This window comes from Priestia sp. 3CA3, assembly GCF_056836725.1.
In genome coordinates, this window is sequence record NZ_JBXENJ010000007.1 from 132,602 (window position 1) to 144,737 (window position 12,136).

A 12,136-nucleotide genomic window follows, 5' to 3' on the forward strand; every position below is an offset into this window, starting at 1 on the left:
CACATTTGCCAAGAAGTTTAATACCTCTATTCAAAAAAGGAGCCTGCAAGCAGTCGTTTCTTGACGCAAATAAGAGAAGGTTTTGCCTCTTTTATCTAAAATGAGACAACTCCTTCTCTCCTTTCACTATGTAGCTATTAGCTAGAGTGACGTTCCTTTAATACTGATAGGACATCGTCCAAAGGCAGCTTTTGCTCACGAAGTAAAACAAGTACGTGGTACAGTAAATCCGCAACTTCCCACTTCAGCTCATCATGGTCACGATTTTTTGCTGCAATAATCACTTCACCTGCTTCTTCTCCTACTTTTTTGAGGATTTTATCTACGCCTTTATCGAATAAGTACGTCGTATAAGCTCCTTCTGGCATTTCAGCTTCACGCTTAGCAATCACTTCTTCTAGCTCATTAATAATAGCAAACCGATTATCATTTTGTTTATTTTCGCCAAGAATTGTTTCATTAAAACAGCTGTAAGCCCCCGTATGACAAGCAGGACCTTGAGGCTCCACTTTTACAACAAGAGAATCAGCATCACAGTCATATGCCATGCTCACAATTTTTTGTGTGTTCCCAGAGGTTGCGCCCTTGTGCCATAACTCTTGTCGAGAACGGCTGTAAAACCATGTTTCACGTGTATCAATTGATTTTTGAAGTGATTCTTCGTTCATATAAGCCAATGTTAAAACTTCTTTGCTCACAGCATCTTGTACAATAGCTGGCACAAGTCCATCACTGTTGAATTTAATGTTTTCAATCGTCATCGAATGCTCACTCCTTGTTGTTTTGCATAGCTTTTAATTTCTTTTACAGATGTTTCTTTATAGTGAAAGATCGAAGCCGCCAAAGCCGCGTCAGCTTCTCCTTTTTCAAACGCATCGACAAAATCTTGACCATTTCCTGCGCCGCCAGAAGCAATAACAGGAACGCTCACCGCTTGGCTGACCGCTTTGGTTAACGCTAAATCAAACCCTGACTTTTCGCCGTCTTTATCCATGCTCGTTAACAAGATCTCACCCGCACCGCGCTTCACTGCTTCTCTTGCCCAGTCGATTACTTCCCAGTCCGTTGCATTGCGGCCTCCGTGTGTATAGACTCGCCATGATTGTAAGCTTTCATCGTACTTAGCATCGATTGCTACCACAATACACTGAGCTCCAAAAAAGTCGGACCCTTCTGTAATCAGTGCTGGATTGAGTACGGCCGCTGTATTTAATGACACTTTGTCTGCACCAGCACGAAGCATTCTCTTCATATCTTCTAATGCATTAATTCCTCCGCCCACCGTAAAAGGAATCGCTAGCTGAGATGCTACTTCTTCTACAACATGTACCATTGTTTTGCGTCCTTCATGAGAAGCAGAAATATCTAAAAAGACTAATTCATCTGCGCCTTCTTCATCATAAAATTTCGCCAACTCTACAGGATCTCCTGCATCTCGAAGTTCCACAAACTGAACTCCTTTTACCACACGGCCGTCCTTTACATCTAAACAAGGAATGATTCGTTTTGTAATCATTACGCTTTCACCTCTTGAAGTGCTTCAGCTACTGTAAACTTATTTGTATAAAGTGCTTTCCCTACAATCGCACCAATAACGCCGTCAGCTTCATATTTCTTTAGTGCATCTAGATCAGCAAGCTTACTAACTCCCCCTGATGCAATCACACCTTTTCCAGTAGCCTTAGCCATTTCAACAATTCCTTCCACATTAGGACCAGACAGCATACCATCTGTAGAAATATCCGTGAAAATAAATGTTTCCGCACCAGCATTAGCCAATTCTTTTCCTAGTTCTGTCGCTTTGATTGTAGATGTTTCCACCCAGCCTTCCGTCGCAACATAGCCATCACGTGCATCAATACCAATAGCAATACGCGCACCATATTCCTTCAACATTTTTTTCACAAATTCAGGATTTGAAATAGCTGCACTTCCTAAAATGACGCGGTCAATTCCGTTTTCTAAATAGTAAGCAACGTCAGCTTCTGAGCGAATGCCTCCTCCAATTTGCACACGTACATTTAATTTCTTTTTCACGCCTAGCACAAATTCATCATTCACGCGCTTAGCCGCTTTTGCGCCGTCTAAATCAACCATGTGAATCCACTGAGCGCCTTCACTTGCGAATTGTGTGGCCATATCTACCGGAGAGTCTCCGTACACCGTTTCTTTTGTGTAATCTCCTTGAAGCAAACGGACGCACTTCCCTCCGCGCATATCAATGGCTGGATATATTTCAAATTTGCTCATACGATGGGCTCCTTTTCTCTACGAAGTTTGCATAATTTTGAAGCATTTGCATTCCGATTGCACTGCTTTTTTCAGGGTGGAATTGAGTGCCAAATACGTGTTCTTTTCCAACAACTGCTGGAACTTCAACATCATAAGGACTTGTTGCTAAAAGCACGTCTTGGTCGTTTGTTTTTACGTAATAAGAGTGAACAAAGTACACGTGACCTGTACTGATTCCATCAAGCAGAGCGGACTGCTGATGAAAATCTAAAGAGTTCCAGCCCATATGCGGAACTTTATATGTCTGTCCTTCCGCAGTAATGCCGGGAATACGCTCGACTCTCCCTTTTAACAGTTCCAGCCCTTTTGTTACACCGTTCTCATCGCTTTCTTCAAATAAAAGCTGCATACCTAAACAAATTCCAAGCAAAGGCATTCCTTTTTCTACTTCTTCTTTAATAAAGTCCGTCAGCTTTGTTTGATTCAGCTGTTCCATCGCATCTTTGAATGCTCCAACTCCAGGAAGAATCAGCCCTTTTGCCTTTCTTAGTTCTGCAGGATCTGCGGAGATGATATAGTCATAGTTTAATCGTTCAAGAGCTTTACTTACGCTGTATAAGTTTCCCATCCCATAGTCAATAATGCCAATCATTTACAACATCCCTTTCGTCGAAGGCACACCTTTGACACGCGGATCAATCGTTGTCGCTTCGTCCAAAGCACGTGCTAATGCCTTAAATACCGCTTCAATAATGTGGTGCGTATTTTTACCGTAGTGTACGATTACATGTACATTCATGCGAGATTCTAATGCAAATTTCCATAAAAATTCATATACAAGCTCTGTATCAAATGTACCGACGCGCGAAGCGGGAATGTCACCTTTAAATTCAAAATGAGGACGATTGCTTAAATCTACTACGACTTGGGCTAACGCGTCATCCATTGGTACAAACGCATTTCCATAGCGTTTAATTCCTTTTTTATCACCGAGCGCTTCTTTGAAGGTTTGACCAAGGCAAATACCGATATCTTCCGTTGTATGGTGATCATCAATCTCCGTGTCTCCATCTGCTTTTACATCAAGGTTAAACTGTCCGTGTTTTGTAAATAAATCGAGCATATGATTTAAAAAAGGAACGCCTGTATCAATGTTCGCTTTTCCTTCTCCATCGATTCCAATCGCTAATGCAATATCCGTTTCGTTTGTTGTACGTTTAATACTTGACTCTCTCATTGTGAAACTCCTTTCAACTGTGCATGTAATAAGTAAAGAAAAGAACATTTCTACTCTTTTTTTTAATCTCCGTCTTATTTTTTAAAGCGTTCTTCAACCGCCCTTGCATGAGCTTCTAGCCCTTCTAAACGAGCAAACGCTGCGATTTTTGAGACATTTTTATGCAGGGCTTGTTGGCTGTATGAAATAATACTAGACTTCTTCACAAATGAATCAACTGATAAAGGACTTGAGAATTTTGCTGTCCCATTGGTTGGAAGAACATGGTTTGGTCCAGCGAAATAATCGCCAACAGGTTCTGAACTGTATCTTCCTAGAAAAATAGCACCGGCATGACGAATGGAACCTAAAAGTTCAAGCGGACTTTCAGTCATAATTTCTAAATGCTCAGGGGCTAATTGATTCACAGCTTCAACCGCTTCTTCTAATGACCCGGTCACATAAATAGCGCCATGGTTATCAATAGAAGGTTTGGCAATTTCTTTACGTGGTAAAGATTCTACTTGCCTTTCCACTTCTTCTTTAACAGCTTCGGCTAACTTCATAGAAGGCGTAACTAAAATACTTGAAGCTAATTTGTCATGTTCTGCTTGAGACAATAAATCAGCGGCCACTTCGTTCGGCTTAGCCGTATCGTCTGCTAGTACGACAATTTCACTAGGTCCAGCAATTGAGTCAATGTCTACTAAGCCATATACTTCTCTCTTCGCCAATGCAACAAAGATATTACCAGGCCCTACAATTTTATCGACGGGTTGAATTGTTTCTGTTCCATAGGCAAGTGCTCCTACTGCCTGAGCTCCCCCTACTTTATAAATCTCTTCGACCCCAAGCTCACTCGCTGCTACAACTACTCCAGCAGGAAGCGCGCCGTCTTTTCCTGGAGGTGAAACCATCACGATACGTTTTACACCTGCCACTTGAGCAGGAATGACATTCATTAAAACGGAAGAAGGATACGCTGCAAGACCTCCCGGTACATAAACACCTACTGCATCTAAAGGCGTTACTTTCTGCCCTAAAATGGTGCCGTCTTCTTTTGTTGTCATCCAAGACTGCTCGACCATTCTTTCGTGGTAATCACGAATGTTGTCAGCAGCTTCACGAATGATTGACAGCATATCTGCATCAACCAGCTCATAAGCACGCTTCTTTTCTTGTTCTGTCACAAGCAAAGAAGAAAGCTCAACGCCGTCAAATTGGGCTGTATATCTTTTTAAAGCTTCGTCTTTTTGCTCTTGCACTTGTTTTAAAATATTTACGACAATTTCTCTTTGGGCACTCGTCCCTTGATCAATCGTACGCTTTAAGCTCACTTGTTCTGTTACACGTGTAATTTTCAATGTATGTCACCTCTTTTATACAGGTTGAACCACTTGGGCTAAACGATTCACTAAATCATCAATTCGTTCGTCTTTTAAACGATAGCTTACAGGGTTCACAATCAAACGCGATGTAATATCTTCAATGTGCTCCAATTCAACAAGTCCGTTCTCTTTTAGTGTTTGTCCTGTTGATACAATATCAACAATCCGATCAGCAAGGCCGATTAAAGGCGCTAATTCAATCGAACCATTCAATTTAATAATCTCTACTTGCTCTCCTTGCTCCCTGAAATAAGTAGATGCTACATTTGGATATTTGGTTGCCACTTTTTGAGCAATTTCTGATTTTTTAGCATTAGGCAAGCCGGCAACGGCCAGATGACATTTACTAATATTTAAATCCAACAGCTCATAGACATCTCGTTCTTCTTCTAACATTACGTCTTTGCCTGCAATACCAAGATCCGCTACTCCGTATTCTACATAAGTAGTAACGTCCATTGGTTTCGCTAAAATAAAGCGCATGTTCTCTTCAGGAATGTCTACAATCAGCTTGCGCGAATCGTCAAATTCTGGCGGCAATTGAAAGTATGCTTGACGCAAAAGTTCAGCTGCTTCTTCAAAAATACGTCCTTTTGGCATTGCAATTGTTAATAGTTCACTCATTATTGTCCCCCCTTGCCTCGTTTTCCAATTAGAAACGTGACTTCTTCAAACTGTGCAGTAAATACATCAACATCATCAACGCCCGCAATTTCCTGAGTCACTACCCGGTATCCTTGCTTGCGCTGTTCAGCAGCTAAAGCTAATGCCTCATCTAAACGCTCTTGACTATATAATATGCCGTACACTACTGAAGGCTCATATACTTCTTCGCCCAGCGCTTCAATTAAGCGGTCGAGCTGAATTCCAAATCCTGTAGCTGGTGTTTTAGACGCGAATTTTTCAAGAAGCTGGTCATAACGTCCTCCATTACCGATATGGAAACCAACGTTTTCAGCAAAAACTTCAAATAAAATACCTGTGTAATAGCTCATATGACTGACTAAGTTAAAATCAATTTTAATTTCATCCGTTACACCGTACGCATCAAGCATATTCCATAGCTTTTTCAAATCACCGGCTGCTTTTTGCCCAGCTTCGTTTTCAACGAGTTCAACCGCTTCTTCAATCTTCTTTTCATCTCCACGCAGGTTAAGCAGCTGAAGGAGACGCTGTTTATCGATAGAAGATAGATTCAAATCTTTTACATGATTACGATAACCCACGTAATTTTTCTCATATAAAAAGCGGCGAAGCACGTTAGCACGTTCTTCATTTCCGACAATCTCTAAAAAAAGCGAATTAACGAACCCGATGTGGCCAATTGCGACTTTAAATGATTTAAGTCCCGCTCTTTTTAATGCGCCGATCATGAGAGCAATGACTTCAGCATCGCTGCTCATCGTAGCATCTCCAATTAGCTCAACGCCTATTTGCTCAAACTCCGCCGGGCGGCCACCCTCACGCTGCTGAGCTCGGAATACATTTGCTTCATAAGCTAAGCGCAAAGGAGAATTATTTAAAAGTTTTGAAGCGGCCACACGTGCAAATGGCGTTGTTACATCCGGTCGCAGCACAAGCGTATGCCCTTCTTTATCTAAAAGTTTAAACAATTGTTGATCTAAAATAGCTGATGCGCTTCCTACCGTCTCGTAGTATTCCACAGTAGGTGTTGCCATATATTGATAGCCCCAGCTGCTGATTTCATCTGCCAGCTGACTGCGAACTTGTTTTTTTCTTTCAAAAAGAGCTGGCAGGGTATCTCTCATTCCAAGGGGTTTTTCAAACATAAATAACTTTGACATTCTGACACGTCCTTTAAGCTTGATTTTATCTATTAAGGAACCATTGATAGGTTGATTTTACTTTATCGCGCTAATGTATTAGCGAAATAACAAATTAAAGTTATTGATAGTTTACACCCGATAAAGTCAGCCGTCAACCGCCAGCTGTTCAAATTTACAAAAAAAACCACAGCTTAGTTCTTGCTAAGTTGTGGCTTTAGGTTCTGCTTCCCTGCGCTTTTCCATTTCTTCTTTTGTATAGATGACACGCATAGGGTTACCTCCAACAAAGAAACCGGGTGCTACATCTTTATGAACCACCGTTCCAGCCGCTACAACCGCTTCGTTGCCGATTGTTACACCTGGAAGGATGGTGCTATTTGCTCCAATCATCACTTCATCCCCAATGATGACATCTCCAAGACGATATTCCGTTATCAGATATTCATGAGCGAGAATAGTGGTATTGTATCCAATGACCGTATTGCGTCCTACTTGTATTTTTTCAGGAAACATAATATCAAGCATCACCATAAGGGCAAAGGATGTTTGAGGTCCTACTTTCATCCCTAAGCACGCTTTATACAGCCAGTTTTTCATCGAAAGAACAGGCGTATAACGAGCGCATTGAATGATGAGGAAGTTGCGCACTACTTTCCAAAAAGGCACGGTCTTATAGACATGCCAAAGGGAGTTAGCTCCTTTAACCGGATAGCGCGTTGTTTTTCTCACTGACGTTCTCCTTTTAATATATTAATTAAATCCGTCATATTTTCTAAAATAATATCAGGGTTATAAGAAGCGATATGATCTCTTCCTTTTGCACTCCAAGCAACTCCAGCTGTTTTCGTGTAAGCTCTTTGGCCGGAAACGATATCGTGATGGTTATCTCCTACCATCAGCGCTTCTTCAGGTTTAGCATCAAGCAGATTCAGCGCTTTTTCGACCGGCTCAGGATGCGGCTTTGCATTTGTTACGTCTTCAATTGCGACAATCGTATTAAAGAACTGATCTAACTTTGTTAACTTAAGCCCCATCATGACCGTATTTCTTTGCTTAGTTGTGACAATACCTAATTTATAATTCTGCTCGTGCAGCCATTTAACTGTTTCAAGTACGCCTTCAAATTCTTTCACAAGCAAATCATGATTGGCTAGATTATGCGTGCGATACATCTCAATCATTTCGTTTACTTTCGTTTTATCCATTTCTACAAACGTGTCGTATAAAGGCGGACCCATGAACTGTAAAATATCTTCACGAGTGTATTGTTCAGGATAATAGTGATTAAGCGTATGAGTAAACGAAGCAATAATTAATTCATTTGTATCAATTAACGTACCGTCTAAATCAAACAAAACCGTATTAATCGTCATTATTCATTTCCTTCCCTTGCGTCAAATCAAGTTTGTCTAAACCTTGTAGCTTTTCTTCATTTACGCCTTAGATTGTGTTTCTTCATTCTCTAAGTATTTCTGTTTACTCATTCCCGTCACGCGGCGGATAATAATTAAAATAATGGCTATGACAATCAGTGCAAGTGAAACAACTTGAGCGATTCTGAGTGTATGCGTCAGCATTAAACTATCCGTGCGAAGCCCTTCTACAAAGAAGCGTCCAACTGAGTACCAGATTAAATAAGATAAGAAAATTTCTCCTTTTCGCAGACTGGTGCGGCGAAGTACCATTAACAGGATAAATCCGGCAAAATCCCATAATGATTCGTATAAAAACGTAGGGTGATAATATGTACCATTAATATACATTTGGTTAATAATAAAATTTGGAAGGTGCAACCCTTCTAAAAAAGCACGGGTAACCGGCCCCCCATGTGCCTCTTGATTCATAAAGTTGCCCCAGCGCCCAATGGCTTGGCCAAGGATTAAACTAGGCGCAGCAATATCAGCCAACTTCCAAAATGAAATCTTTTTTACTTTCGAATACACAATGGCAGTTAATACGCCTCCGATTAAGCCACCATGAATGGCGATCCCGCCTTGCCAAATCTGAGGTATTTCGTTCAAATGCTTTGAATAGTATCCCCATTCAAAGGATACATAATAAATTCGTGCACAAATAATAGCTATTGGCACAGCAAATAGAATAAGATCAACAAATGTATCTTTTGATAAGCCTCTTCTTACGCTTTCTCTTGTCGCAATATAAAGACCCAACAGAACACCTGCACCGATAATGACACCATACCAGTAGACCGTTAGAGGGCCAATTTCAAGGAAAACGCGATCTAACGGCTGAATAGTTGCTTCCACAAGTTAACACCCTTTCTTATAAATCTTCACGGTCTCCTTCTTCAATTACATCTGTTAGACGTGCAGAAAATTGTTCTGCTGCGTTAATACCCATACGCTTTAAGCGGAAGTTCATTGCTGCCACTTCAATGATAACAGCTAAGTTTCGTCCCGGACGTACTGGCAATGTAATTTTTGTAACGTCTGTATCAATAATTTTCATTTTATCTTCTTCTAAACCAAGGCGATCATAATGTTTCTGCTGATCCCATGTCTCTAACTGAATAACAAGTGAAATTCGCTTATAGCTTCGTACAGCTCCTGCGCCGAATAGCGTCATCACATTGATGATCCCTAGTCCTCGAATTTCAAGCAAATGCTCGATTAAACCAGGCGCATTTCCTACAAGGGTGTCTTGATCTTCTTGACGGATTTCCACACAGTCATCGGCTACTAGACGATGACCCCTCTTAACAAGCTCTAGAGCTGTTTCACTTTTACCAACGCCGCTTTTTCCCATGATTAATACACCAATTCCGTATATATCAACTAATACGCCGTGCAGGGCAGTCGTAGGTGCTAGCCGGCTTTCAAGAAAATTCGTTAAATGGCTGGAAAGTCGCGTTGTTTTAAAGCTCGAACGCAGCACAGGAACTGATTCACGCTCTGAAGCTTCGATAAGTTCTTTCGGTACATCCATTTCGCGCGAAACAATGATAGCCGGCGTGATATCTGTACACATCTTTTCCATTCGAACTTTTTTTTGTTCATCATCTAACTGTTTAAAAAATGATAGTTCTGTTTTACCTAACAGCTGAATACGTTCTGCTGGGTAATATGTAAAATAACCTGCCATTTCAATACCCGGGCGTGAAATATCACTTGTTGAAATAGGACGGTCGATTCCTTCTTCTCCGCTAATAAGCTCTAATTTAAATTTCTCAATGATGTCTTTTGTACGTACTTTAACCACCGTGCATCCTCCTTTTATAAACAGTCATATACCTGTTCATGTCTACAGTATATCCAACTCTCGCTTTTATGTCGCGTTTGGTTCTACTAGCCACTTTATTTTATCATTAATACGGAAAGAAAAGAAAAAAAGATGGCATAGGCTGCATCGCCTTACCATCTTTTTTAGAAAATTAAATATTGCAAGAAAGTTATCTTCTATTTTGAAGCGGTTCAACAATCACTCGTTGAATAAGCGCATTTAAAAGCGACATGATTACTGAGGCTAAAAGCGCTGTACCAAACCCGTCAATATTAAAAGAATCTCCCATAACACTTTGTGTAATCATCAGCGTAATGGCATTAATGACGAATAAGAATAGGCCAAGCGTAAGAAACGTCACCGGCAGGGTGAGTAAAATTAAAATCGGCTTAACAAACACATTCAAAATCGATAGAATTAAGCTCGCGATAATAGCTGCACTGACCGATTCCAAGTGAAAGGTGTCAATATAACCTGCGATTACGATTAATACGAGGGCATTGATTAAAATACTAATGATTCCACGCAATAACATTTTTAGAAATCTCCTTCTTCATTTGGAACTAAAAACACAAAAATCATATATAAAATGACCGGAGTACCTACTGTAAAAAATAAACTGATGATAAACAATACGCGGAGTAGTGAAGCATCTATTCCGATATACTGAGAAATACCGCCGATAACACCCGCAAGCTTGCGATTTGTTCGCGAACGATACAACTTTCGCACGTTAATCATCTCCTTTGTTTTTTTACTAAAACAAGCATTTTCTATTTTATAACAATTGAGCCCGTTTTGGATTCAGCTAACAATTTATAGCCTTTCGGCGAAGCGACATTTGCTTTGAAACGAAGTTGTTTCATCACCGTTTCTTTTTTCTCATCTACTATTTCCATCTCAGGAAGTGTACACGTAAAATTCCCAAAGTTAGATTTCAAATCTCCATCAACGGAGAGGTGGGACGGCGTATAGAGCGTAATGCTTCCTGTAGTCGTTTTGAAAAATGCTTTTTCAATACGCTCTCCTTTTAAATACGTATCAATATCCCCGTTAAATGTCTGAACATCAATCTTTTTTGTATCTCCATCAAATTTAACCGTTCCATTGATTGTTTCAAGCTCACATTTCGAAGCGAGTATTCGAGAAAGTTCCATATGCCCGTTTGATGTCTCCATTTCAAGAGAATGGCTATTCACATCGTAAAAGCGGATGGTGCCATTAGCTGTTTTGGCTTTCAGGTCTCGTACGCTTAGTCTTTCCCCATCGATTGAACCATTAAACATACGGAGCTTGACGCGTTCATATTCCATTTCTGGAATATAAATAATCGCTTTCACCTTCATTTGCTTTTGCTGAATTGCAAAGCGCAGTTTGCCATTTTCGATGGAAAATGCGGTATGCTGCAAGAAAGTGCGGCGCGCTTCATCCGAATTCTCTACTTTGTAGATAGCAGCTTCACACTCTATTCGTACTTCTGTACTTCCCCAAGGTCGGAGTTGAACGCTTCCATTTGCTAAATCTACGTCAATCTCTTGAATATATGCTTCTGATTGCTGAAAGATGTGCTGAACGTCAATCGAAGGACCAAAATTAAAATCTAAATCTCCTTCTTTTACTTTTTTTACCGTTTGATCTACAAATGTAAATAATTTTTCCTTTAAAGAGCTTTGAGATGACTTAGAAGCGTACGTTTTTTTCTGTTTTCCTCCTACATAAGGGGATAGCTCAGCTTTATCAGGCGTAGCATAGTAAGAGTCATTAGCTGAGTCTTTTTCCAGTGAATTCAGCAAGGTTAAAGCCTCATCTACGCTAAGTTTCCCTTCTTCTACCATCTGTAAAATTTGTTTGCGCTTTTCACTCATACCTTCCATCTCCTCTTTACGTTTTAGTCATTTAACTTTTATCTGCTTAATATTTGTATCCCTTTTACAATATTCCATACAAACACAACAACATTAACTAAAGAAACAACAACTAAAGCTACAATTAAAAGAATAAATACCGTTCCACTAGAGCCAGTAAGAGCAGGAAGCAAGAAAAATAAGAACAAGATCGCTGTAGCGATAGGTAATAAATGTGACAAAAATGCAGTTTTTGCATGTTTCTTTACTTCTATGTTATGAACAACAAAATAAATAATAATAGGTAATAAAAATGGTGCAAAGAAAACGCTAAAATAATTTAAGGAAGATAGTATGCGATTTCCTTCCATAATAATCAGCTCCTTATATCATGTATTACGTTTTAATGAGTTAAAAAGTTTCATTCTT

Annotated in this window: 16 protein-coding genes; all 16 read right to left on the reverse strand. The window is 40.1% G+C overall.

Annotated features, from left to right (window positions below):
- Positions 1-137: 137 nt before the first annotated feature.
- Positions 138-761, reverse strand: a complete 624-nt coding sequence (gene hisIE / locus AC1VNJ_RS19185) for a bifunctional phosphoribosyl-AMP cyclohydrolase/phosphoribosyl-ATP diphosphatase HisIE (protein ID WP_013059715.1) — start codon at positions 759-761, stop codon at positions 138-140.
- Positions 758-1,516 (reverse strand): imidazole glycerol phosphate synthase subunit HisF, encoded by a 759-nt coding sequence (gene hisF / locus AC1VNJ_RS19190; RefSeq protein ID WP_025752585.1) that lies wholly within the window; start codon positions 1,514-1,516, stop codon positions 758-760. The genes hisIE and hisF overlap by 4 nt, the downstream gene beginning before the upstream one ends.
- Positions 1,516-2,250, reverse strand: coding sequence for a 1-(5-phosphoribosyl)-5-[(5-phosphoribosylamino)methylideneamino]imidazole-4-carboxamide isomerase (gene hisA / locus AC1VNJ_RS19195; protein WP_025752584.1), 735 nt, complete (start codon positions 2,248-2,250; stop codon positions 1,516-1,518). Before hisA ends, hisF begins: the two co-directional genes overlap by 1 nt.
- Positions 2,237-2,884, reverse strand: a complete 648-nt coding sequence (gene hisH / locus AC1VNJ_RS19200) for an imidazole glycerol phosphate synthase subunit HisH (RefSeq protein ID WP_028412045.1) — start codon at positions 2,882-2,884, stop codon at positions 2,237-2,239. The genes hisA and hisH overlap by 14 nt, the downstream gene beginning before the upstream one ends.
- Positions 2,885-3,469: an imidazoleglycerol-phosphate dehydratase HisB gene (gene hisB, locus AC1VNJ_RS19205; protein WP_013059719.1), complete on the reverse strand. Its 585-nt coding sequence runs from the start codon at positions 3,467-3,469 to the stop codon at positions 2,885-2,887.
- A gap of 74 nt (positions 3,470-3,543) precedes the next feature.
- Positions 3,544-4,812, reverse strand: a complete 1,269-nt coding sequence (gene hisD / locus AC1VNJ_RS19210; RefSeq protein ID WP_099000235.1) for a histidinol dehydrogenase — start codon at positions 4,810-4,812, stop codon at positions 3,544-3,546.
- Positions 4,813-4,827: 15 nt separating this feature from the next.
- Positions 4,828-5,460: an ATP phosphoribosyltransferase gene (gene hisG, locus AC1VNJ_RS19215; protein ID WP_482641188.1), complete on the reverse strand. Its 633-nt coding sequence runs from the start codon at positions 5,458-5,460 to the stop codon at positions 4,828-4,830.
- Positions 5,460-6,641: an ATP phosphoribosyltransferase regulatory subunit gene (locus tag AC1VNJ_RS19220; RefSeq protein ID WP_028412043.1), complete on the reverse strand. Its 1,182-nt coding sequence runs from the start codon at positions 6,639-6,641 to the stop codon at positions 5,460-5,462. Before AC1VNJ_RS19220 ends, hisG begins: the two co-directional genes overlap by 1 nt.
- 183 nt (positions 6,642-6,824) lie before the next feature.
- Entirely contained in the window at positions 6,825-7,352 is a 528-nt protein-coding gene (locus AC1VNJ_RS19225; protein ID WP_155008476.1) for an acyltransferase, read from the reverse strand.
- Complete coding sequence (gene ppaX / locus AC1VNJ_RS19230; RefSeq protein WP_482641189.1) at positions 7,349-7,996, reverse strand: pyrophosphatase PpaX; 648 nt, start codon at positions 7,994-7,996, stop codon at positions 7,349-7,351. Before ppaX ends, AC1VNJ_RS19225 begins: the two co-directional genes overlap by 4 nt.
- Positions 7,997-8,056: 60 nt before the next feature.
- Positions 8,057-8,890, reverse strand: a complete 834-nt coding sequence (lgt, locus tag AC1VNJ_RS19235) for a prolipoprotein diacylglyceryl transferase (RefSeq protein WP_033580417.1) — start codon at positions 8,888-8,890, stop codon at positions 8,057-8,059.
- A 16-nt stretch (positions 8,891-8,906) separates the two neighbouring features.
- Entirely contained in the window at positions 8,907-9,842 is a 936-nt protein-coding gene (gene hprK / locus AC1VNJ_RS19240) for an HPr(Ser) kinase/phosphatase (protein WP_013059726.1), read from the reverse strand.
- A 190-nt stretch (positions 9,843-10,032) separates the two neighbouring features.
- Positions 10,033-10,398, reverse strand: coding sequence for a phage holin family protein (locus tag AC1VNJ_RS19245; protein WP_013059727.1), 366 nt, complete (start codon positions 10,396-10,398; stop codon positions 10,033-10,035).
- 2 nt (positions 10,399-10,400) lie between these two features.
- Positions 10,401-10,595 carry a PspC domain-containing protein gene (locus AC1VNJ_RS19250; RefSeq protein ID WP_013059728.1) on the reverse strand — a complete coding sequence of 65 codons (195 nt, stop codon included), beginning with the start codon at positions 10,593-10,595 and terminating at the stop codon, positions 10,401-10,403.
- 41 nt (positions 10,596-10,636) lie between these two features.
- On the reverse strand, positions 10,637-11,728 hold the full coding sequence (locus tag AC1VNJ_RS19255; RefSeq protein WP_028412039.1) for a DUF4097 family beta strand repeat-containing protein: 1,092 nt from the start codon (positions 11,726-11,728) through the stop codon (positions 10,637-10,639).
- A 38-nt stretch (positions 11,729-11,766) separates the two neighbouring features.
- On the reverse strand, positions 11,767-12,078 hold the full coding sequence (locus tag AC1VNJ_RS19260) for a hypothetical protein (RefSeq protein ID WP_013059730.1): 312 nt from the start codon (positions 12,076-12,078) through the stop codon (positions 11,767-11,769).
- Positions 12,079-12,136 lie beyond the last annotated feature (58 nt).